This is a genomic window from Acidovorax sp. GW821-FHT10E04, from assembly GCF_059415185.1.
In genome coordinates this window covers 17,243-40,869 of the sequence record NZ_JBWKMT010000011.1, presented here as the reverse complement: position 1 = coordinate 40,869, position 23,627 = coordinate 17,243, and the positions used below count along the sequence as shown (strand labels likewise).

At 67.0% G+C, this 23,627-nt stretch carries 15 protein-coding genes; 5 read left to right on the top strand and 10 right to left on the bottom strand.

Going from position 1 to position 23,627, the window contains the following annotated elements; all coding sequences use genetic code 11:
* Positions 1–10 precede the first annotated feature (10 nt).
* Genes AC07OC_RS25730 through AC07OC_RS25715 form a run of 4 tightly spaced genes read right to left on the bottom strand, consistent with a single transcriptional unit; the run spans position 11 to position 2,215 of the window.
* Entirely contained in the window at positions 11–481 is a 471-nt protein-coding gene (locus AC07OC_RS25730) for a F0F1 ATP synthase subunit B (RefSeq protein ID WP_007847746.1), read from the bottom strand.
* A gap of 34 nt (positions 482–515) precedes the next feature.
* Positions 516–785 (bottom strand): F0F1 ATP synthase subunit C, encoded by a 270-nt coding sequence (gene atpE / locus AC07OC_RS25725; RefSeq protein WP_099657604.1) that lies wholly within the window; start codon positions 783–785, stop codon positions 516–518.
* A gap of 58 nt (positions 786–843) precedes the next feature.
* Positions 844–1,722: a F0F1 ATP synthase subunit A gene (gene atpB, locus AC07OC_RS25720; RefSeq protein ID WP_218298033.1), complete on the bottom strand. Its 879-nt coding sequence runs from the start codon at positions 1,720–1,722 to the stop codon at positions 844–846.
* A gap of 19 nt (positions 1,723–1,741) precedes the next feature.
* On the bottom strand, positions 1,742–2,215 hold the full coding sequence (locus AC07OC_RS25715; RefSeq protein WP_218298032.1) for an ATP synthase subunit I: 474 nt from the start codon (positions 2,213–2,215) through the stop codon (positions 1,742–1,744).
* A 276-nt stretch (positions 2,216–2,491) separates the two neighbouring features.
* On the opposite strand from AC07OC_RS25715, the gene AC07OC_RS25710 reads away from it, so the two are divergent.
* Genes AC07OC_RS25710 through lipA form a run of 3 tightly spaced genes read left to right on the top strand, consistent with a single transcriptional unit; the run spans position 2,492 to position 4,559 of the window.
* Positions 2,492–2,809 (top strand): YbeD family protein, encoded by a 318-nt coding sequence (locus AC07OC_RS25710; RefSeq protein WP_218298031.1) that lies wholly within the window; start codon positions 2,492–2,494, stop codon positions 2,807–2,809.
* Positions 2,810–2,856: 47 nt separating this feature from the next.
* The gene (gene lipB / locus AC07OC_RS25705) at positions 2,857–3,555 is read left to right on the top strand and encodes a lipoyl(octanoyl) transferase LipB (protein WP_218298030.1); all 699 of its coding nucleotides are present in this window, start codon (positions 2,857–2,859) and stop codon (positions 3,553–3,555) included.
* A gap of 14 nt (positions 3,556–3,569) precedes the next feature.
* On the top strand, positions 3,570–4,559 hold the full coding sequence (gene lipA / locus AC07OC_RS25700) for a lipoyl synthase (protein WP_218298029.1): 990 nt from the start codon (positions 3,570–3,572) through the stop codon (positions 4,557–4,559).
* Between the two features lie 47 nt (positions 4,560–4,606).
* Here the strand turns inward: lipA and AC07OC_RS25695 are convergent, their stop codons facing one another.
* On the bottom strand, positions 4,607–6,088 hold the full coding sequence (locus AC07OC_RS25695; protein ID WP_218298028.1) for a TolC family outer membrane protein: 1,482 nt from the start codon (positions 6,086–6,088) through the stop codon (positions 4,607–4,609).
* Positions 6,089–6,226: 138 nt separating this feature from the next.
* Here AC07OC_RS25695 and AC07OC_RS25690 point away from each other — a divergent pair, with 138 nt between their 5' ends.
* Both AC07OC_RS25690 and AC07OC_RS25685 read left to right on the top strand, forming a co-directional pair.
* Positions 6,227–6,925 carry a transglutaminase-like cysteine peptidase gene (locus AC07OC_RS25690; protein ID WP_218298027.1) on the top strand — a complete coding sequence of 233 codons (699 nt, stop codon included), beginning with the start codon at positions 6,227–6,229 and terminating at the stop codon, positions 6,923–6,925.
* A gap of 31 nt (positions 6,926–6,956) precedes the next feature.
* Complete coding sequence (locus AC07OC_RS25685) at positions 6,957–8,870, top strand: EAL domain-containing protein (RefSeq protein WP_218298026.1); 1,914 nt, start codon at positions 6,957–6,959, stop codon at positions 8,868–8,870.
* Between the two features lie 268 nt (positions 8,871–9,138).
* Here AC07OC_RS25685 and AC07OC_RS25680 read toward each other — a convergent pair whose 3' ends face one another.
* From AC07OC_RS25680 to AC07OC_RS25660, 5 genes are all read right to left on the bottom strand, one after another.
* Positions 9,139–18,981, bottom strand: a complete 9,843-nt coding sequence (locus AC07OC_RS25680) for a retention module-containing protein (protein ID WP_494602550.1) — start codon at positions 18,979–18,981, stop codon at positions 9,139–9,141.
* Positions 18,982–19,122: 141 nt separating this feature from the next.
* Positions 19,123–19,353: a hypothetical protein gene (locus AC07OC_RS25675; protein ID WP_255591960.1), complete on the bottom strand. Its 231-nt coding sequence runs from the start codon at positions 19,351–19,353 to the stop codon at positions 19,123–19,125.
* Complete coding sequence (locus AC07OC_RS25670; RefSeq protein WP_218298024.1) at positions 19,346–20,011, bottom strand: response regulator transcription factor; 666 nt, start codon at positions 20,009–20,011, stop codon at positions 19,346–19,348. The genes AC07OC_RS25675 and AC07OC_RS25670 overlap by 8 nt, the downstream gene beginning before the upstream one ends.
* A gap of 5 nt (positions 20,012–20,016) precedes the next feature.
* Positions 20,017–21,432 carry an HlyD family type I secretion periplasmic adaptor subunit gene (locus tag AC07OC_RS25665; RefSeq protein WP_494602548.1) on the bottom strand — a complete coding sequence of 472 codons (1,416 nt, stop codon included), beginning with the start codon at positions 21,430–21,432 and terminating at the stop codon, positions 20,017–20,019.
* Position 21,433: 1 nt separating this feature from the next.
* A complete protein-coding gene (locus tag AC07OC_RS25660) occupies positions 21,434–23,596 on the bottom strand; it encodes a type I secretion system permease/ATPase (RefSeq protein WP_218298022.1) in 2,163 nt (720 codons plus the stop codon).
* Positions 23,597–23,627: the final 31 nt, after the last annotated feature.

Genomic DNA, 23,627 nt, shown 5'->3' with positions numbered 1-23,627 from the left:
GTGTGTCCCCTTACAGCTCGGTCTTCAGGCGGTTGAGCAGGTCGGCGTGAACGCCGGCATTGACTTCCTTGCGGAGAATCTGCTCAGCACCCTTGACGGCCAGCGCAGCCACCTGCTCGCGCAGGGCTTCGCGGGCTTGCACCGTTTGCTGTTCGGCTTCGGCACGGGCGGAAGCAACGATCTTGTTGCCTTCTTCCGTGGCGCGTGCCTTGGCTTCTTCGATGATGGCCTGGGCACGTCGGTCGGCGTCCGCAAGACGCGAGGCCGTTTCGTTGCGTGCCTGTGACAGTTCCTTCTCGACGCGCTGGTTGGCAGCGGTCAGTTCGGACTTGGCACGGTCGGCAGCAGCGAGGCCTTCGGCGATTTTCTGGGCTCGTTCATCCAACGCCTTCGCGATCGGGGGCCACACGAATTTCATCGTGAACCACACCAGGATCAGGAAGACGATGGCCTGAATGAACAGGGTCGCGTTGATACTCACGGCAACACCTTTCTAGAGTGGCGTTGAGTGGGAATTACTTGGGCAGGTTGACCAAGAACGTGGAGACGAAGGGGTTGGCGAATGCGAACAGCAGGGCGATGGCCACGCCGATCAGGAAAGCAGCGTCGATCAGACCGGCCAAGATGAACATCTTGGTTTGCAGTTCGTTGATCAGCTCAGGCTGACGTGCCGACGATTCGAGGAACTTGCCACCCATCAGTGCGATACCGATGGAAGCGCCGATAGCGCCCAGACCAACGATCAGACCACAAGCCAGAGCGACGAGACCGAGAATGTTTTCCATGATGACTCCTGAGTTAAAAAAGAAAGGTTGAAAAGGAAAGAGAAACGAAAGGGAACCGTTAGTGCGCGTTGTGCGCCTGACCGAGGTAGATCAGCGCAAGCATCATGAAGATGAAGGCTTGCAGCGAGATCACCAGAATGTGGAACAGCGTCCAGATGGTGCCAGCGATGACGTGGCCCACAGGCAGCAGCACACCCGACAGCGACAGTGCAGCCGCGCCACCCATCAGGGCGATCAGCATGAACACCAGTTCGCCAGCGTACATGTTGCCGAACAACCGCATGCCATGCGACACGGTGTTGGCGACATATTCAATGACCTGCATGAGCAGGTTCACCACGCCCAGGATCAGGGCGAAGATGGGATTCTTGCTGGTGCCGAACGGGGCCGACACGAGTTCGTGCGCCCAGCCACCGGCGCCCTTGATCTTGACGCTGTACCAGAAGCGCAGCACCAGGATGGCGAACGCCAGGCCCAGGGTAGTGGACAGGTCGGCCGTGGGCACGACGCGCAGGTAGGCGTGGTGCGGGTCGTGGCCGGCGGCGCCATAGATCTGGGCCCAGATCGCGGGCAGCAGGTCCACGGGCAGCATGTCCATGAAGTTCATCAGGAAGATCCAGACGAACACCGTGAGGCCCAGCGGGGCGATGAACTTGCGGCTTTCGGCGTTGTGGATGTTGGCCTTGGCCTGGTTGTCCACCATCTCGACCAGCATCTCCACAGCCGCCTGGAAGCGGCCCGGCACGCCGGAGGTTGCCTTACGGGCAGCTGACCACAGGATCAAAAGAGTGAGGGCACCCAGAACCAAACCCACGATGATCGAGTCATAGTTGATGACCGTGAAGTCAACAATCTTGGTCTGGTTGATGTTTTGAAGATGCTGCAGGTGGTGAACGATGTATTCACTTGCAGTCGGAGCGTGCGCTTCTGCGGCCATCGGACAACTCTTCTCTCTATCAATCGGTTTTTCGGACACCGGGCCGCACCAACAGTGCCACCCAGTACGTTTTCATTGTGATCACCATGCCTACCAGCAGGGCAATCCAGTTCAGGCCCGCCACCAGCCGGGGTGCCGCTGCGAGCAGCGCCACCGTCAACACGATCTTGGCGATTTCCCAACCAAAGAACCCCACCATGGCGGCACGCGGATTGGAAGACGCCTTGTGGCGCAACACCCCCCGTGCAAACAAGCCAGCCGGAACCACCACCGCCAGAGCGCCATAAGCCGCAGACCAGCCTACCGACGCCCTGCCCGTCAGAAGCCAGGCCACCAGGGCCACCAGCATCCCGACCAGCGCCTGACCCGCCACCACCTTCCATACGGAGATGGGAGGATTGCGACTGCGCCACTGTTCGGCCTCTTGGGCCGTCAGGGGCTTGAAGTCAGATTCTTCAGCCTCAGTTTCAGTCTCAGGCGCGATTGTTTTCATTGTTGAATGACGCCCGCGTTACAGACTGCAACTTTCACAAAGCCTCTAATTATAAGTAAAAACCCGTGGCGCTCGACAAAGACCCGCAACCCCGGTCCAAAACCGGTGCGCAAGCCTGCGCCGTTGTGGTGACGGGCCAACGGCTTTTTCCCTTTCCCTGCGGCCCCCGCGCACCGATCTGGCGCATGCCGCCCCGCCAGGGTTTTCACAACGGACACGCCGTTGAAGCACAATGGCAAAGCCCTGCCAGCTCCTGAAACCGAAGCACTTTCCGCCATGACATCCTCCAGCCTGCCGCCTGAAAACGGCCCCGACACACAGCCTAACGATCCCCGCAAGGACTCTCTGATCGAATACCCCTCCAGGTTCCCGATCAAGGTCATGGGTGCGAAGGTGGATGGCTTCGTGCATGCCGTGACGGAACTGGCCCGCCAGTTCGACCCGACCTTCGACGCTGGCACCATTGAACTGCGCGACAGCCGGGCCGGCAATTACCTCGGAGTTACCATCACCATCACCGCGACCAGCCGGGAGCAGCTCGACAATCTGTACCGCGCGCTGTCGTCGCACCCCATGGTGAAGGTGGTGCTGTAAGGCCCGCGCCCGCATCAGCCAGACAGAGATAGATAGAGATAGCACTCATGGCCATCGACCTTCGCGTGCTTGGCCGCGTGGACTATGCCGCCACGGTGCAGGCCATGCAGGACTACACGGCCACCCGCGCAGCCGAGACCGTGGATGCGCTATGGATATGCGAGCACGCGCCGCTGTACACCCAAGGGCTGGCCGGCAAAAGCGACCACCTCCTGCACCCCGGAGATGTTCCTGTCGTTGCCACCAACCGGGGGGGCCAGGTCACCTTCCATGGCCCCGGCCAGGTCGTGGCCTATCCCCTGATCGACCTTCAGCGCGCGGGCTACTTCGTCAAGGAGTATGTGTACCGCGTGGAGGAAGCCGCGATCCGCACGCTGGCGCACTTTGGCGTCACGGGCCATCGCGTCGCCGGGGCCCCCGGCATCTACGTGCGCCTGGACGACCCGCACAGCCATGCACTGCTGCCGCAGCGCCCCCAGAAGCGCCCGGAGAACGGCGCCATCGCCGCGCCGGACTTCACGGGCCTGGGCAAGATCGCGGCCCTGGGCATCAAGGTCAGCCGGCACTGCACCTACCACGGCGTGGCGCTCAACGTGGCGATGGACCTGGAACCCTTTGAGCGCATCAACCCTTGCGGTTACGCAGGATTGCGAACGGTGGACCTTTCTACAATCGGGGTCCACACCACCTGGGAGGAAGCCGCACAGGTGCTGGGCCAGCAGCTCAGCATCCGGCTCGCGCCCTGAACCGCCTACACGCCATGAGCACCCCTGAAGTCGTCCGCGAAGCGCAATCCACAGAAGCCTACAACCCGCTGGCCAAGCAGAAGGCCGCGGCCAAGCTGTCGCGCATCCCCATCAAGGTGGAGCAGGGCGAGGTGCTCAAGAAGCCTGAATGGATCCGGGTGAAAGCCGGCAGCCCGACAACGCGCTTCTATGAAATCAAGGAGATCCTGCGCGAGCACAAGCTGCACACGGTCTGTGAGGAAGCCTCCTGCCCCAACATCGGCGAATGCTTCGGCAAGGGCACGGCCACCTTCATGATCATGGGCGACAAATGCACGCGACGCTGCCCGTTCTGCGACGTGGGCCACGGCCGCCCCGATCCGCTGGACAAGGACGAGCCGCTGAACCTGGCCAAGACCATCGCCGCCCTCAAGCTCAAGTACGTGGTGATCACCAGCGTGGACCGCGACGACCTGCGCGACGGCGGCAGCGGCCACTTCGTGGAATGCATCCAGAACATCCGCGAACTGTCGCCCGCCACGCAGATCGAGATCCTGGTGCCCGACTTCCGGGGCCGCGACGACCGCGCGCTCGAGATCCTCAAGGCCGCGCCGCCCGACGTGATGAACCACAACCTGGAGACCGCGCCCCGCCTGTACAAGGAAGCGCGCCCCGGCTCCGACTACCAGTTCAGCCTGAACCTGCTCAAGAAGTTCAAGGCGCTGCACCCCAAGGTACCGACCAAGAGCGGCATCATGGTGGGCCTGGGCGAGACAGACGAAGAGATCCTGCAGGTGATGCGCGACATGCGCGCGCACGACATCGATATGCTGACCATCGGCCAGTACCTGTCGCCCAGTAACAGCCACCTGCCGGTGCGCCGCTACGTGCATCCCGACACCTTCAAGATGTTCGAGCAGGAGGCCTACAAGATGGGCTTCAGCCACGCTGCGGTGGGCGCCATGGTGCGCAGCAGCTACCACGCGGACCAGCAGGCGCACGCCGCAGGCGTCGCCGCCGCCTAGTCCGAACGCCTCGCGAAGCCAGGCGGCCGGGGCCTTCGCCCCGCCCCCTAGCGGGCAGCGGCGGGCCGGGGCGCACCCGTGGGCTGCGCGGGCAGCGTGGCACGCGGGCGTGCCGGCGTATCGGCAACCGCCCTCGCCTTGTCCACGGCGATCGATACCGGGACTTCGGCGGGACACAGGTCGGCGGGGTCGATGCCACTGCGCTGCTGGCCCGCGTCTGCGGGCGAGGGCATGTCGGCCCGGCTCACATTCAACGCGGCCAGCAGCTGCCCCATCGCGCCCAGGGTCCGCGCCTGCGCCACCACCTGGTCGTAGCGCGCGTTGACATAGGCCCGGCTCGCCTGGAATGCCTCGTTCTGCGTGTCCAGCAAATCCAGCAGGGTGCGCTGCCCGAGATCGAATTGCTGGCGGTAGGCTTCCCGGGCCTTTTCCGTCGACAGGCGGTGCTGGTCCAGATAGGTCATCTGCTCCACCAGCCTCCGCGCATCATTGAACGCGATCGCCGTGGTCTGGCGCACGTCCCTGCAGGCCTTTTCCTTCAGCTCCCGGGCCTGGAACTTGTTCTCCACCGCCTGCTGCTCCCGCGCCTTGTCGGCACCGCCCCTGAAGAAGTTGTAGGTCAGCACCAGCTCCACGGTGCTGTCGCGCGAGCGCCCCTGCTCCCCGATGAGGTTGCGGTCCCACGACTGGCGGGCCCTGAAGTCGACCCGGGGCATGAAGCCGGCCTTCTGCGATGCAATGCCTGCCTCGCTGGCCAGCATGTTCTCGATGGCAGCGTTGATCGTGGGACTGTTGTTGAGCGCAAGGGCCACCACCTCGTCGGTCTTTTGCGGCAGCTGGGTGAGCCGAAAGCCTTCGGGCAAGGGCGGCAGCGCGGGCGGCGGCAGCTCGCCCACCAGCCGCTGGTAGCGGGCGCTGACATCGTGCAGGTTGGAGATTTCCGTCAGCAGATTCGACTCCGCCAGCGCGAGGCGGCCCGTCGCCTGTTCGAGATCGACGCGGCGCCCCACGCCCGCGGAAGTGCGCTCGTCAATCTGGTTGGTGGTCAGCTTGTGCTCCACATAGTTCTGCTTGGCCTGCTCCACCAGTTCGCGGTACCGCGCCACATCGGCATAGGCGCGCACCGCTTCCAGCGCCGCTGTCTCGGAGGCCTCCACCAGTTCGTAGTACCGCGTGAGCTTGGCGTGGCCGAGCCGCCGCACTTCGCTGCTGGTGAAGAAGCCATCGAACAGCATCTGGTTCAGCGTGAGCGCCGCGCCGGTATGGTGGTACGAGCCCGTGCTGCCGGAAGGCCGCACACGGTTCTCGCGGCCGGTGCTGGCCACCGCGTCCAGCTGGGGAAGGAAGCCGGCGCGCGCAACGCTTCGCTCTGAATCGGCTGCCCGGAAACCGAACCATCGCGCCTGGACGTCCGGGTTGCTCACCACCGCCTTTCGGGCTGCGTCCACAAGGCCTTCCGGGAGAGCTTGTGCGGATGCACTAGTGCTGACCACGACGGCCGCGGCGATCAGGGTAAGAGGAAGTTTCATGACAACTCCGAATCATTTGTGATGCAGAATTGAAACGTAGCATTTCGATTGAAACTCGCACAGTTTTTTTTTACAACTCTGCAACCACTGGTTGAATCCAGTTACTTCCGCGCAAGGTAGCCGCGTTTCGCGTGTTCCATGCATTTCCTGCAGCCACTTTTCCAGCACGCGCCCCGGGCCACCGCGCACTTCCGGGTGGTGCTGGCATTGGCCGTCGCAACCCTGCTGGGGGCCGTATTCAGCGCCCCTGACCTGGACAGGATTCAAGCCCTCGCCCTCCAGCGCCACGGCCCCAAGGGGGCCGAGCAGATCAGCGCCTGGCGCGCCATGCTCAACGAGGGCCAGCACCTGAGCGAGGTGGACAAGCTCGCCCACGTCAACAGCTTCTTCAACCGCCGCATGCTGTTTGAAAGCGATGCGGTGGTCTGGCAGCAAAACGACTACTGGGCCACGCCGCTGGAATTCATGGGGCGCGGCGCGGGCGACTGCGAAGACTTCTCCATCGCCAAGTACATCACGCTGCTGCACATGGGCGTGCCCAACGACAGGCTGCGGATGATCTACGTGAGGGCCCGCATCGGCGGCCCCGGCAGCAGCAAGAGCGAAGCCCACATGGTCCTGGGCTACTACGCCCATCCGGCCGAAGAGCCGGTGGTGCTGGACAACCTGATCACGGCCATCCGCCCGGCCTCGTCCCGGCCGGACCTGTCTCCCGTGTTCAGCTTCAACAACGAAGGGCTGTGGGTGTCCGGCGCATCCACATCGTCGGCAGACCCGACGACGCGGCTGTCACGCTGGCGCGACGTACTCGAACGCATGCGGCAAGAGGGTTTCTGACCCCCTGCACCAATCACCGGAGATAGCGACCATGTCACTCACCAAACAACTCTGGCTTGCCATCGGACTGGTCATGGCGCTGGCCTTTGGAGGCAGCATGCTCGTCAGCGTCCTGTCCGCGCGGCACTACCTGCAGCAGCAGTTGCAGATCAAGAACTTCGACAACGCCACGTCGCTGGCGCTGGCGCTTTCGCAGCTCGACAAGGACCCGGTCACGGTGGAGCTGCAGGTCGCCGCGCAGTTTGACGCTGGCCACTACCGCTTCATCCGCATCGCCTCGCCCACGGGCCAGACGCTCGTGCAGCGCACCTTCGACGGGCAGCTGGAAGGCGCGCCCGGCTGGTTCGCCCGGCTGATCCCGATCAGCGCGGAGCCTGGCAGGGCGCTGATCCAGGATGGATGGAAACAATATGGAACGCTGACCCTCGCAAGCCACGACCAGTACGCCTACCGCAGCCTCTGGAGCGGCACGCTGGAGCTGCTGGCCTGGTTCGTCCTGGGCAGCCTTGTCGCGGGCGGCGCGGGAACCATCGCGGTGCGCCGCATCACGCGCCCCTTGCGCGATGTGGTCGCGCAGGCCGAGGCCATCGCGGAGCGGCGTTTCATCAAGATTACGGAGCCGCGGACACCCGAACTGCGCAGCGTGGCGCGGGGCATGAACGACATGGTCGCGCGCCTGCGGTCCATGTTCGGGGAGGAGGCGGCCCGCCTGGAAGGGCTGCGCAAGAAGGTCAACCGCGATGCAGTCACCGGCCTCTCCAGCCGCGAGTACTTCCTGTCGCACCTGCGCGAAGCCCTGGAAGGCGAGCAATTCCTCTCATCGGGCAGCCTGGTGATTGTCCGCCTGGCCAATCTGGAGAGGCTGAACGCGCAACTGGGCCATCAGCGGGTGGATGCCCTGCTCAAGCACCTGGGCTCCGTGCTCTACAAGAGCGGCGAGGGCAAGCCCGGCCAGCGCGCGGGGCGCCTCAACGGCGGTGAGTTCGGCGTCCTGTGCCCCTCCACGCCGTCCCCGTCCGAGGCCGCGCAGGATATCTTCGCGCGCCTGTCATCGCAATGGCTGCCCCACTGGTCTGCCACGGCCCCCGACCTGTTCCACATCTGCGCCGTGGGCTACCGGCGCCAGGAAACCCTGGGCGCGCTTTTCAGCAGGGCGGATGAGGCGCTGGCGCGGGCGCAATCCCTGGGCCCCAACAGCATGTTCGCCGACGAAGGCGAGCACCCCGCCGAGGCCCGGCCCGCCGAACAATGGCGCACGCTGCTGACCGAAGCCGTCACCGGTGGCAGGCTGCAGCTGGCCTTCTACCCCGTTGTCGACGGACGCGGCGAAGGCGCCATCCACCAGGAAGGCGTGATCCGCCTGGCGTCCGACGCCTCGGGCGCCCTGCTGTCCGCGGGCGACTTCATGCCGATGGCAGCGCACCTGAACCTCACGGCCCCCATCGACCTGCGCGTGGTGCGCCTGGCCATCGAGCACCTGCGCGGCACGGCCGGCGACATCGCGATCAACCTGTCGTCCGAGACCATCGCGGACTTCCACTTCCGCAACGAGCTGATGCAGTTGCTGCGCGCCTACCCCGACATCTGTCCACGCCTGCTTTTCGAGGTGCCGGAGTACGGGGTGTTCCGCGCCTTCGATGCGTTCAAGGAGCTTGCCCACACCCTGCAGCAACTCGGATGCCGCGTGGGCATCGAATACTTCGGCCAGCGGTTCACCGAAGGCAACAAGCTCGCCGACCTGGGGCTGGACTACATCAAGGTGCATCCCAGCTACGTGCGCGGCATCGCGGGCAATCTGGGCAACCAGGAGTTCCTCAAGGGGCTGTGCAGCATCGCCCATGCCATTGGTATCCAGGTCATCGCGCTGGGGGTCGAATCGCGGGACGACCTGCCCCTGCTGGCCTCGCTGGGCTTTGATGGCGCTACGGGGCCGGGCATCCGTTGAGGCGTTCGGCGGCGCCTGGCATCTTCCTTGCCATCCTCGCGCGCTGCCGCACGCAAGGGATGCCGCTCTGGCGCGGCGTCATGCGCCGCGGCGGCTCCGCGCGACATGAAGGGTCCGGTGCCAGCGAGGGCGAAGGCACTCTGCCGCCGGCCTCTTGCCTGTCATCAAAACAGATAGCTGCCACCGCTTGATCCACAAGCGGTGGCAGCCTTTTTCTTGCCCATCCACAACCCACGCACCCCAGGCCCTTGCGCCTGGGGTGCGTGGCTCAGTCGTCGTTCGGCTTGGTCACCGTCGCCACATCGGGGGTCCCCAGGGCCAGGTCCACGGCCAGGGCCTCCGGCGTGGTGTCTTCCACCACCACGGTCTGGGACGCTCCGCCCGCCGCCGGTCCGTTGCTGTCCACCGCGATGTTCGTGTCGCCCGAGGCATCCGCCGCCAGAGGCAGGCTTGCGAGCAGGTCGCCACCGTCGTCCGTCAGCAGGTCCGCCACCTCGATCTTGTCGCCCTCCTCCAGGTCCTTGACGACATCCTTGTCGGTGCCGCCGGGGCTGCTGTCCGCGAGGTTGATCTCGATGGTGTCGTCGCCATCGCCGCCGGCCAGGATGTCGCTGCCAGGGCCCCCATCCAGCACATCGTCGCCGTCACCTCCCTGCACGGTGTCATTGCCCTCGCCAGCCTGCACGGTATCGTCGCCCGCGCTGCCCACGATGGTTTCCGGCGCATCGCCACCCTTGATGGCCAGCCCGCCCGCCGCCGCATCGGACAGCTCCACCTCGTCGCCATCGAGCGTGTTGCCGGTGTCGATGACGATCTTGACGTCGATCGGGTCCGCCAGCGTGTCGCCGTCGCCATCGACGATCACGGCCTGCAGGTCGATCCACATCTGGTCGGCATAGACAGGCGTCGTGACCGGAGGTGTCGTCACCGTCTCGGTGTAGGTCAGGGTGGCCGCATCGGTCACCCGGTAGTCCGTGCAATCCTCGGCGGTGAACTGGACGGTGTTGAATGTGGCCGAGCCCGCCGGATCCACCCTGACGGGCGTCTCCACGCTGGCGGTACCGCCATTGGTGTTGCCGCCGCTGGCCGTGCCCTCCTGAACGATGGGCGATCCCACCACGGTCGTGGCGCCGCCGCTGCCGGTGTTCACCGCCGTGACCACGGCGGCTTCCTCCTTGCCCAGGTGGTCGAGCTTGAAGTCGGCGGAGGTCACGTTCAGGCGCGTGCCGTCGGCCTTGAAGAACTCGACCACCAGGCGCTCGCCCGCGCCGTCGCCGGCCTTCACGGCATCGCTCCTGTCGGAATCGCGCTCGCCCACCGAGCTGTCGTTGCCGATGAAGTTGTCGCCGACGCCAAAGCCCCCCCCGCCATTGCCGTTGCCCGTGGACGACCAGTTGACCTCGGGGTCGTTGGCCTGGTTGCCGTCGGTCTGCAGCGAGGTGTCGTCCTGGGTGACCTCCCACTTCCCGTTCTTCCACTGCACGGTGTTGGCATTGGTCTCGTCCTTGTCGGCCGAGATCTGCATGTAGATGCCCGTGGCGGAGTCCACGTACCGCGCGCCCATTTCGCTGCCGCCAGCCGACGAGTGGGTATAGCTGCTGGGCTTGAACACATCGTCGTTCTTGCTGTCGCCGAAGACCACGGTCTTCTCCACGGTCGTCGTGCTGCCGGGTGTGACCGTCTCGCCCACCTGCACCTTGTCGGCCACCGCCACCATGTTGGTGACGTAGCTGGTCGTGCCGTCGGCATTCACCACGCCGTTCACGGTGAACGCGGTCTTCAGCACACCGCCGTCGTCGTACACCGCCTTGATGCTGCCGTCGCTCGTGGCCTGGTAGAACACCTTGTTGCCGTCCACCGTCATCACGGTGGAATGCACATCGCCGCCCTGCAGGTACGACATGGAGACATACCGCACGGGGGACGTGCCCACGGTGGTGGCCGAGGTCGCCGTGAGGTTCACGTCCGCCCCCACCACGTCGGCACCCACGCGTGCGCCCAGGTCCGCCGTGACCTCGCCCACGCCGCTGTTGGCGACCAGGGTGTCCTGCGTACCGCCCACGTAGACCGGCGCGTCGTCCTGGATCTTGATGTTGAAGCCCTGGACCTCGGTCTCGCCGTCCACCGTCTTCTGCGCCACCAGCTGCAGGTACAGGTTCTCCTCGCCGCTCTCGGTGTAGGCGTGGTCCACCTGGCCCTTGAGTTCCACCTTGTACTGGCCGCTGTCGTCGATGGTGGCCACGGCCACCGTGCGCACATCGGCGCCCGCGCCGGCCGTGCCGGTCAGGGTCTTGCCATCGGCCGACGTGCTCCAGCGCACCTCTTCGCCCGCCGAGGTGATCTTCTGCACCGGGGCCACCAGCGCGTAGGTGGCGCCCCCCATGCCCAGCGTGCCAGCCGTATCGGTGGTGTGCGGGCTGCTGTCCACGTTGCCCGTGGCCAGGCCGTCCTCGTACACCATGCCCAGGCCCTGCGTGCTCTGCTGGTGGCCGGTTTCGATGGTCAGCGTGGCGCTGTCGGTGTCGCCATCGCCGTCCTTCATCTGGTAGCTGAACGTGTCCGTCGTCTCGGGCGCCACGGCTTCCTCGAAGCTGACCGCCTTGACGAAGTAGTCCGAGCTGTCGCTGCCCTTGTCACCGGCGAGATAGTCCACGCCCGAGAACACCACGTTCTGGAAGGCGATGGGGTTGCCGTCAGCGCCCAGCACCTCGATCTCCACCTGGCCCTGGTGCACGGGGTCGCTGCCGTTCGCGCCGTTGTGGAACAGCGCGCCGCCGATCATGCCCTCGCCCACCTTGTTGCCGGCGGCGTCGAACGCCTCCCAGCGCCCGGTCTCGCCCTGGTTGCCCGTCTGGCCCGATTCGTTCTGGAACAGGTTGGAAATGTCCACCACGGCCCGCACGGCCATCGTGCCCAGGTCCACCGACAGGGCCTCCGTGCCCTGGCTGGGCGAGTAGCCCACCTGCTCGGGTGTGCTGGCGCCCACGTCGCCCGGCACGGGCTCGGTGGGGTCGTCCACGCCCGCGCCATTGCCCTGGCTGGTGACCACGGCGCCGCCGGTCTGCGCGGGCGTGGGGCTGGTGATCAGCTGTTCGCCCAGGTTCGTGGTGTAGGGCTTGCCGTAGTCGAAGGCATCGGTGCCGGCCGGCACGCCCGCGCCCCCTCCGAGCTGCACGGTGGTCTGGTGCCCGGTGTAGGTGTAGTCGCCATCGGACTCGATGGTGAGCGAGCCGTACTGGCCCGCCACCGTGGCGCTGCCACCGCTGGCCACGGCCGTGCCAGGCGTCCACACGGCGCCCTCTGCACCCGCGCGCACCTGCACGACCTCGGCCTTGGCGCCGTCCTGCATGCCCTCGTGCTGGTCCTTGCCGGCATCGCCCGAGGTGGTGCCCGCCCCCGTGAGCACGTTGCCGGTGGCGACCCAGTGGTCCACCACCCACTGCGTGCCATCCGTGTCGTCCTTCGCCACGGGGCCGTCGTCCGCGATGAACAGCATGCGGCCCAGGTCGATGCTCGCGTTGACATGGTCGCCATCGCCATCGGTGGCCGTGAGCTGCAGGCCGATCTTGCCCGCCAGCGCCGACTGCACCTCGTTGGAGTCGCCCGGCGTCGAATGCACCACCGTGCGCTGCTGGTCGAACGTGACCTCGCCCGTGGCGGCATCGACCGACAGCTGGAAGACCGTCTTTTCCACGCCGTCCACCGTCACGTAGCCGATGAGCGTGCCGCCGGGCCCGCTCTTGAGCAGCACATCGGCGGGCTGGCCGTTCGAGTACTGCGCGGTGTCCTTGAAGCCCGAGGGCGTGCCTTCACCACCGGTCAGGACCAGCCCATAGGCCTTGCCCTGTAGCGCGGCCGCACCGTCGGCGCCGTAGCTCACGGTGAAGCGCGTGGAGCCCACATCGGACTCAGCGTCGATGTTCAGGAAGCTGTCGTCCACCAGCAGCGGCATGGTGACGTTGAGCAGCACGTCGTTGTAGTCCAGGTCGCCACCGCCCGCGATGTCCTCCCAGTTCTGATTGCCCGAGACAGGGCCCACCGCGAGGGTGTTCACATGGGACAGGCCGTCGAGATTGAGCGCGCTGTTGTCGAACAGTGCGGCCGCGCCCTGCCCGGCGAGCGGAGCGCCACCCGCGTGCGCGACCCACTGGCCGCCGCTGTCTTGCGAGAAGGTGACCGCCGTGTTGTTGCCCAGCGAACCATTGAGGCTGTCGCCATTGGGGATCATGAAGAAGCCGACCTGGCCGGGCAGCACGCCCGGCGGCAGGGTGACGCTGGTCACCGGCTGGTTCTTCACGTTGTCCCACACCACCGTGCCCGTGGTGGGCATGCCGCTGGCGTCCTTGATGTAGTAGCCCCAGGTGTTGTTGTAGCCCGCGTCGCTGCCCACCAGTTGCACGGTGATGCCCGGCACGGGCACGGGCTCCACCGTGGTGATGACGGGGATGTCGTCCTTCACGCTGGCGGCCAGCTCCACGCCGATGGCGTCGCCGTCACGGTCCTCGCCCACGATCTGCACGCGGCCCAGGTTCAGCGTGTCCTCGCCTTGCGCCGAGTGCATGAGCGCCCCCGTCACCGTGAGCGTGTATTCGCCATTGGCCTGGACCTCCAGCACGGCGGCCGCCCCCGTGGAACTGCCTTGCGGCTGCCCGTCGGCATTGAAGTACACCTTGCCCCCCGTGCCCAGATCCACGTTCACGGTGGTGCCGCCGAACTGCAGGCCGGTGACCTTGCCGAAACCGTCGGCGCCCCACTTCACGGCGCCGGTCATCACCTGCACGCCGGTCGATGCCTCCAGCTGCGCGCCATGGACCAGGTCGCTCGCATCCCGTTCGTCATTGCCGATCTTCGCGCCGCCACGCAGTGCGGACTCTTCCTCGAGCGTGGCGCTCAGCACCATGGCGGCGCCATCCACGAGCCTGGCGGTGGGGGCGTCGTCCTCCACCGTCACCTTGAGCGCCATGGTGTCCGTGAGGCCGGTGGACGGGTTGAGCGGGCGGTCGTTCGCGATGACCGTGAAGTTCAGTTCCTTCACATCGCCATCGGTGGCCGTGCCCGCGGGGGGCGGTGCATGGTCCACGGGGCCCAGCAGCACCACGCTGCTGGTGTAGCCGCTTTCATAGGTGCCCCCGATGGTCACCTTGATGATCTCGGTGCCGCCCACCTGGCCGATGAGTTCCGTGCCCGACGCGTTGGGGGTCCAGACGATGGGCGCACCGCCCGAGGTCAGCGCTGGCAGCAGGCTGCCCGTCGTATCGAAGCGCACGCCCACGGTGTCGCCGATGTCGGGGTCGGCCACACCGAAGCTGGCCGCATCCGTGGTGGTCTGGTCCGGGCTCTCGCGGTTGCCCGGCTCCAGCGCGTCTTCCTGCACGCTCACCGCGATCTGGTCGGCATTCGGCCCGGAATAGCGCGAGACCTCGTCGCCGTCCTTGTTGCCATCACCATCCTTGTCCACCCAGATCTCGGTCGTCTGGTCGTTGCCGGTCACGAATTCGGGCGCGTCGTTCACGCCCTGCACCGTCACGCGCACGTTGGCCACGTCGGTGTCGCCATCCGCATCCTTCATCTGGTAGTTGAAGCTGTCGGTGACCGAGGCGCCTTCGCCCAGCGCCATCGCCTTGAGGTCATTCAGCGCATAGGTGGCATCGCCATTGGCCGCGATCCTGAGTGTGCCCAGGGTGCCGTTGGCATCGAACGACGGGCCGTCCAGGTCGGTCGTGTTGCCCGACCTGTCGCCACCGGCGCGGTTGAACACCACTTCGGCATGGGCGCCATCCGCCTTGGCCTCGTACATGTCGTTGCCCAGCACATTGCCCACGGCATGCTCCGTGGTGCCCATGGTCCCCGCCGAGGCCGTGAGATTGGCGGCATCGTCCGCAGCCACCGGGCCCGTGTCCTGGAAGTTGATCTGCCGGCCGATGTCGTAGGTGGCGGTATTGGACTTGTCGCCATCGCCATCCTTGGCCTGCGCGGTGAGCTGGATCACGCCGCCGCCGATGTTGACTATCTCGTGCGGATCGTTGGTGGGGTGCACCACCGCGCGGTACTGCTCCACCGTCACCTGGCCGTTGTTGGCCGCGTCGCCCGCCACCGAGACCTTGAACACATTGGTCTGCACACCGCCGATGAGGATGTAGCCGACGGCCGCGCCGCCCTCCATCTTCACCAGAACGGCAGAGCCGGTCGCGGTGTCCTTCAGCGCCGACGCCTGGCCCTGCGCGCCGACGCTCAGGCCGAAGGTCTTGCTGCCGCTGGCCGCCGCGCCATCCGCGCCGAAGTGGAACTGGAAGCTGCCCGCCAGCGCCTTGCCGTCGTTGTCCGAACTCGTTCCCAGATCGGCTTGCGCATCCTTGACCAGCAGCGGCACGTTCCAGTTCAGGTCCAGGTTGACGTCGTCGTAGTCCTTGTCCGAGCTGCCGGAGGTGATCTTGAGATCTTCCCAGTTGAAGTTGCCCCTGCTGTCCTGGCCGGCCGCCGTGCCCGACGGGGTTTGCTGCAGGTGGGACTGCCCGTCGCTGTTGAGCGCCTGATCGGAGAAGTAGATGGGTGCCCCCTCGCCCGCGAGCGGCGATCCGCCGGCGAACGCGGTCCACTTCCCGCCCACGAGCTGGAACGACACCGCCTGGGCGTCGCCCAGCGCGCCGTTCTGGCTGTCGCCGTTGGGGATGATGAAGAAACCGATCTGGTCGGCCGTCACGCCCGTGGGCAGCGACACGGTCATGCCGCCTTCGGTCTTGACGTTGTCCCACAGCACGAACCCGCCCCTGGAGGTGTCGATGGAACCATCCGGGTTCTTGAAGTAATAGCCGAAGCTGTTGTTGTAGCCGGCCTCGCCGCCCTTGTACTCCACCGTGAAGCTGTGCTCGGCGACCGGCACGGCGTCGGACACCGTCACGATGGGCACGTCGTCCTGGATGGAGGCGTTCAACTCCACGCCGATCCTGTCGCCATCGCCATCCTCGCCCACGAAGGTGATCCTGGGCAGGTTCAGCCAGTCTTCGCCCGCGCCTTTGTGGATGAGGTTGTCCAGCACCTCGAACCGGTAGGCGCCGTCCGCATCCACCGTCAGCACCGCCGCGCCGCTGGTGGCCCCGGGGGGCAGGGCCTTGCCGTGCTGGTCGAAGTACACGGTCACCACGCCGGCCACCGGGCTGTAGCTGTTCTCGGTGAAGATGCCCGTCTGCACCTTGACGCCCGTGATGCCGCCGAAGTCATCGGCGCCCCACTTCACGGAGCCCTGGAAGCCCGTGGCGTCGGTGTGGGCGTGGCTCAGTCCATCCGCCGTTTCGTTGTTGCCCAGCGTGCCGCCGTTGTGGGGCACCGACTCTTCCTCGACTTTCAGGCTGAGCTTGACGGCACTGCCATTCTCCCTGGCGTGCTCGGGCACATCATCCTGGATCTTGGCGTAGAGATCCACGCCGATCCGGTCGCCGTCGCCATCGACACCCACGAAGGTGAAGGTGCGCAGCATCAGGTTCTCGCCCTGGCCCGGATCGTGGTCCAGCGGCCCGATGACCGTCAGGCGGTAGCCGCCCGTGGCGCCGTCGATGCGCAACTCGACCGACCGGGGGGTTGTGGTGTCCCCATCTGCAATGGGCTGGCCCTCGCGGTCCAGGTACACGGTGGCAATGGTGTTGCCCACGGCATATTCCTGAGCGCCGACCTGGACGGCGGCCACGCCGCCGAACTGGTCTGCGCCCCAGCGCACCACCCCCGTCATGGACTGGGCACCCGTCGACGCGCTCAGCGAGCCCACGGGGATGATGGCCAGCCAGTCGAGCGACTCGTCATTGCCGATCACGCCGCCGTCGCCGTTGGACGCGGACTCCTCCTCCAGCAGCGCGACCAATGGCACCGGGATGCCCAGCAGCTTGACGTGCACGGGGATGTCGTCCTGCACCCGCGTTTCCAGCGCGACGGTGATGGCATCGCCGTCGCCATCTTCGCCGACGAGGCGCACGGTTTCGAGATTGAGCCAGTCCTCGCCCTGCACCACGGTGCCGCCCGCGGCGTGGTTCATGGTGGCAAGCACCGTGAGCGTGTAGCTGCCCGTGGCCTCGACCACCAGGCTGGCGGCGGCCCCGTCGGGCTGCGCTCCACCGGGGCCCGAGGGAATCACTTCGCCGTTGGCATTGAACCAGACCGCCTGGCCGACAGGAACGTTGGTCGCGCCTTCACCGCTGCCCACGCGCACGCCCGTGAGCTTGCCAAAGCCATCGGCGCCCCAGTTGATCGCGCCATTGATCTGGGTCAGGCCTCCACTGTCGACGGATGTGAGCGGAAGGTCGTTCTCGTCGTTGCCTATCGTGTGTCCGCCCTCCATGGCGGACTCTTCTTCGGCCTGCAGCGAGAGGACGCGCTCCACGGGTTCCCCGGGGCCCTCGCCCTGCCCGGGGGCCTCGTCATAGCGGTGGACCGGCACGTCGTCGCCAAACAGCAGGCGCCCGCCCAGGTCCAGCTCGGCCGCCACGGTATCGTCGTCGTTGTCGGTGGCCTCCAGCACCACGCTGAGAACCCCGGTTCCCAGCGCCTGCAGCTCGTCGCCGCCGCCGTCCACGCCATCGGGCGCGGCATGCCGGATGGCCCCGGTCTGCGTCATCACCACGGCACCGGTCTGCGGGTCGATCTGCAGCGTCAGGATCACGTTGCCGCTGCCGTCGCGTCCCACCACCACGGAGGGGTCCCCGGTCGTGCTCAGCACGATCTCTGTGTTGGTGCCGGTGGCGTAGAGCCCCGTGGCTCCGCCATTGCCGATCTGGAATGCGAAGGCATAGCCGTCGCGCACGGCAGGGCCTTCTCCCTCGCTGCCGCCAGGCAGCAGCTTGGGGCCGTCCGCCCCGAAGGACACCACAAAGGCCGTGCCGTTGAAGGTGTTGCTGTCCGTGTCCGAGTCCACGGCGTCCGGGTTGTTCTCCGTGCCCTCGTACCCCGTGTTGGTGGCCTGGTTGACGCCGCGGTCCGACGTCGTCAGCGTGGGCGCATCCTCGGCGCTGGTCGTGATCACGGGGACGTCGTCCTGGACCGACATGTTGAGCTGCGCAGTGAACTCCCCACCTTCCCCCGTGACACCACTGAAAGTCACCACGGGCAGCCCGAGGAAGTTCTCGCCGTCACCCGGCGCATGCTGCAAAGGTCCGATGACGGACAGGCTGTAATTCCCGTTGGGCGCGATGAACAGACGCACTGCGGGCGGCGTGGAATCACCTTCTGGAATCGGCTGACCCAGTGCGTCGAAATAGATGGTCACCCCCTCTGGGGGAACCGGCACATTCGCGAACCCAGGCAACCCGATGGAGAAAATCGTCCCGCCCTCCAAGTCCAGGGTACCTTTGTGGAAGCTGAGGAGGCCATCGTCCTCCTCGTTGTTGCCCAGGATCCCACTGGGTCCCCCGGACGGGGCGGATTCTTCTTCCAGCGTCGTGCTCACGTTCAGGCGCACCGGTTCCGGCGCAGGCGGAGGTGGCGGTGGCGAAGCAGGGGGAGGGCCGGGTGGGGGGGGAGCCGGCGGAGGAGGAGGTGCGGGCACCGGGGGAGTGGGTGGCGCAGGGGGAGGAGGCGCTGGCACCGGCGGGGGCGGCGGAGCCACGGGCGGGGGCGGCGCCGGCGTGGGCGCCGCGTCGACGGTGAGCACCGCCAATGGATTGAAGTCGATGTCGGGCGCCGATTGCGGTGTGAAGCTGTATTGGTAGGCCAGCGGGTCCACCCCCTCGAAGATGCGCAGCAGCTGCACGAAGCTGCTGCCCTCGCCTTCGCCCCCGGCACCGCCGCCCAGGCCGGCGGCCGTGGCGTCCAGCTGCTCGTTGAGGTCGCCCCCACGCTGCAGCGCCTGGATGACCGTGTCGATGGTGCCCTGCCCGACGCTGGCCTCCTGGGCGGTGGGGCGTTCAGCGGTCTGCGTGACGCTGTCATCGATCTTGACGCTTTGCGCGGGCGCCACGGCCAGCGTCTGGCCGTCGTCCAGCAGCAGCTCCACCCGGCCTCCTGCCGTGGTCTGGACGATTTCACCCTTTTGCAAGGCGTCTCCGGCCTTGAGGGGACGGCGATGGCCATCGGCATCGACCGCGAAAGCGGTGCCGGTGACGGCAACCACGGTGGCGATTTGGGACATGGGCTGGCTCCGGTAAACCCCTACGCCCTGCGCAGCGGCAGGAAGTAACGGCATGTGACTGATGTCAGTGAAGGCTACTGACGCCGCCCCGTATCCACTATTGGACTTAGGTCCACTTTTGGGCCCGCCGGCCCCGGAAACTCAAATAGTTTCGTTGCCCGAATCGTCACCCAATAGATCCAGGCTATTGCTCAGGCGGGCCCGGGTCTCCTTGCGCTCCAGGAGCTTGTTCTGCGCGGCCAGCGGCAGGTCGGTGAAGCGGATCACGCCGCGCACGATGAGCAGATCTATCAGGTCCTCGGTCACCCGGGCCAGCCCGGCGTCGGAGGAGCTCAGCGGATTGCCGTGGGGCGGCAGGCTCTTGTCAGGCATGGGATGCGGGCCCCTGTGCAACCTGCGGGCCCTGGTTCATGCGCAGCACGAGCTGCACCCGGTCGCGCACGCCGAGCTTCTCGAAGGTGGCCCCCAGGTGCGCCTTGACGGTGCGCTCCGAGATGAACAGCCGGTCCGCGATCTCCTTGTTGGACAACCCCTGGGCCACCGCGCGCGCGACCTCCAGCTCCCGCGAGGACAGCCGCAGCTGCAGGTCCTGGTGCGCCTGTGGCACGGCGTGCGGCGCCGTCAGGCCCGCGGTGGCGGCGGCCAGGCGCGACACCAGTGCCCGGCCCACCCACAGGCCGCCGTGCTGCACCACCAGCGCCACTTCCTGCAGCATCTCGGGCACGGCAAACAGGTGGCAATAGGCGCGAGCGCCTTCGTTGATGGCCTTCAGGCCTTCGCGGTCGTCCGGTACGCCGGTGGCCACCACCACGCGCGCGCGCTTGTCCGACTGGACCAGTTCGCCCAGCAGCGCCGGCCACTCGGGGTACTCGGTGCTCAGCCACACGATGGCCGAGCGCCCCCCGCCGCCGCCGCGCAGCGCGGCCACCATGGCGGGCCACTGCGCCTTGTCGATGCGCGTGCCCTGCGGGAATGCGGCCCCCCAGCGGTCCAGGGACTGCGGCACATCGCTGGCCAGGTAGTGGTTCATCGCATTCACCTCTCGGACAAGGCGTTCGCCTTGGCGCGCAGCACCGGCTTGAGCAGGTAGGCCAGCACGGTCTTCTTGCCCGTGAGGATGTCCACCTGCGCCACCATGCCGGGGATGATGGGCAGGTTCGCCCCCAGGCTGGCCTTGCGCGTGCGCACGCGCACCAGGTAGTTGGCATTGCCCTTGTCATCGACGACCGAGTCCGCGCTGATGTTCACCACCTCGGCCGCCAGGCCGCCGTAGATCGAAAAGTCGTAGGCCGTGAACTTGACCATGGCCTCCTGGCCCGGGTGCAGGAACGCGATGTCGCGCGGACTGACCTGCGCCTCCAGGATGAGCGCGTCGTCCAGCGGCACGATCTCCACCACCTCCTTGCCAGGCTGCACCACGCCGCCCACGGTGTTGACCAGCAGGCGCTTGACGGTGCCCCGCACCGGCGAGCGGATGTCCGCGTGCTTGACCTTATCGGCCAGCGCCCGGCCGCCCTCGGACAGGCTGGAGAGCTTGCTCATGGTCTCCGACAGCTCGGCGCTCATCTGGTTGCGGGCCGTGAGCTGCACCTCCTCGATGCGCCGCGAGGCCTCCTGGATCGCGGCCTGCACGCGGGAGATCTGCGCATCCGCCTGCTCGCGGTCGCCGCGCAGGCGCGCCACCTCGCGGTCCAGCCGCAGCACCTCCACCTCGGACACCGCGCCCGTGGCCACCATGGGCCGCGTGGCGTTCAGCTCCTTGAGCATCAGCTCCAGGCCACGCTCGGCCTGCTCCTTGCGGGCACGCACCTCATTGAGCTCCTGCTGGCGCTGCAGGAGCTGGTTCTGCGAGATGGACACCTGCGCGCTGATCTCCTCGCGCCGCGAGCGGTACAGGCGCATCTCCTGCGCAACGATGTCCGGCGCGTCCCGCAGGAGGTCCGGCGGAGGAATGAATGTGCCGCCCTGCGTCAGTGCCTGCAGGCGCAGGGCCTTGGCCTGCAGCGCGAGCAGGCTCGCCCGGCTTTCCAGCATGTTCGACATGAACCGGGTGGAGTCCACGCGCAGCAGCAACTGGCCCGCTTCGACGATCTGCCCCTCCCGCACCGGCAGCACTTCCACGACGCCGCCATCCACGCTCTGGATGACCTGCACCTGGCTCGTGGGCACCACCTTGCCGTCGCCCCGCGTGACTTCGTCGAGCTCCGCATACGCGGCCCAGAGCACCAGCAGCAGCAGAAAGAGCACCGCCAGGCGCAGAAGGACCCGGGCGCGCAGGGGCTCCTGCTGCAGCCGCGCCCAGTCGGCATCGTCCGCCCAGTCCAGCGTGTCGGCCGCGCCCGTGGGCGTCAGGCGCCGGACCATGCGCCCGAAGACGGATTCGCTGGCCACCCCGCCCGTCCTGACGGCACGGCCGATCTGCTCGAAGGCTTTCTCGTTGAGTTCGGCCATCTCACACCGCCTTTCCGATGCGGCCCTGGCGCAGGGCCTGCACCACCTGCTCCTTGGGGCCATCGGCCACGATGCGGCCCGCGTCCATCACGATGATGCGATCCACCAGGGCCAGCAGCGAGGTCCTGTGGCTGATGAGCACCAGCGTGCGCCCCTTCGAGAAATCGGCCAGCCTGCGCTTGATGTCCTCCTCGCTGGAATGGTCCATGGACGAGGTGGGTTCGTCCAGCAGCAGCACCACGGGATCGTTGATGACGGCGCGCGCGATGGACACGCCCTGCCGCTGCCCGCCCGACAGCGACTCGCCCCGCTCCCCCACCAGCATGTCGAAGCCCTGCGGGTGCGCATTCACGAGCGGCAGGATGCCGCCGATCTCGGCCGCCCGCACCACGGCCGCGTCGTCGGCCAGCGGGGCGCCCAGCGTGATGTTCTCGCGCAGCGAGCCATAGAAAAGCACCACGTCCTGCTGCACGTAGCCCACCTGGCGGCGCAGCTCGGCGGGGTCCAGCTGGCGCTGGTCGATGCCGTCGATGAGCACCGCGCCCGAGGTCGGCCGGTACAGCCCCAGCATCAGCTTTTGCAGCGTTGTCTTGCCCGAGCCGATGCGCCCGAGGATGGCCACCCGCTCGCCGGGCTTGATGGACAGCGTCACGTTGCGCAGCGAGGCCGTCTGCTGGCCCGGGTAGGTGAAGCCGACATCCCTGAACTCGATCGCGCCCTGCAGCCGCCCCCGGCTGATGAAGCTGGCGCCCTCGGGGCGGTCCACCTCGCGCTTCATCATCTCGTTGAGCGAGGTCAGGGCCGTCGATGCCGTGTGGTACTGCACGAGCAGGCCCGCCACCTGCCCCACCGGCGCCATGGCCCGCGACGCGAGCATGGTGCATGCGATCAGCCCCCCCATGGTGAGCTGGCGCTCGCCGATCATGTGCACGCCCACGATCACGATCACCAGGTTGATGAGCTGCTGCAGGAAGGCCGAGGTGTTGCTGGCCGTGGCCGACAGAAGGCGCAGCTGCACGCCCACGCGGGCCAGCAGCGCCGTGCTGCGCTCCCACTTGCGCTGCAGGGGCGCCTCCGCGCCCAGCGCCTTCACGGTCTCGAAGCCCACCAGCGCCTCCACCAGCGTGGCATTGCGCTGCGCGCCCGCGCGGTAGGTGGTTTCGGACAGCGCGTGCATGCGCCCCTGCACGGCCAGGGCGTAGAGCAGCATCACCGCCGCGCCGCACAGCAGCGGGATCAGCATCGGCCACGAGATCCAGCCGATCACCACGATGAAGATCAGGCCGAACGGCAGGTCGATGAACGCCACGACGGACGCCGAGCTGATGAAGTCCCGCACCGACTCGAACGAGCGCAGGTTCGACGCGAACGAGCCCGCCGAGGCCGGCCGCTGCTCCATGCGCGTGCCCAGCACCTTTTCCATGATGTAGGCCGACAGCTTCACGTCGGCACGGCTGCTGGCCAGGTCCACGAAGCGCCCGCGCAGCGTGCGCAGCACCAGGTCGCCCACGAGCATGATGGACAGCCCCAGCGCCAGCACCCACAGGGTGTCGATGGCGTTGTTGGGCACCACCCGGTCATAGACATTCATCGTGAAGATGGGCATGCCCAGGGCGAACAGGTTGGCCAGGAAGGCGGCCATGAGCACGTCGCGGTACAGCCCGTGGTTTTCGGCCAGCACGGTCCAGAACCAGTGCCCATGGCGGCCCGCCCTGACCTGCGGGGCGCGCGCATCGAAACGCTGGGAAGGGCGCACATACACCGTGGTGCCCAGGTAGTCCGCCTCCAGCGCCGCGCGCGACACCTGGATGGGCGCGTCCCCCAGTTCGGGCAGCACGACACGCGCTTCGCTGCGGCCGTCGCTCCAGCCCAGGAGCACGCACGCGCGCTCGCCCTGCAGCAGCAGGACCGCCGGGAGCAAGGCGTCCTTGACGCGGGTCAGCGGCTCCCGCACGAGACGGCTGCTCATGTGCGCGCGCTGGGCCGCACGGGCAAAGAGGCCGGGGGTCAGCCGGTGGTTTTCAGCAGGCAACCCGGCCATCACCGCCTCGGGCGTCGAAGGCAGGCCGTGGGCCTTGGCAACAATGAGCAGGCACGCCAACAGCTCGTCGGAACCGCTGCCTGAAAGTTCTGCAGGCTGCGCCAAGCCCGCACTTGAAACCATATGAATTCCTTGTTGCCACTTGTTGAAATTC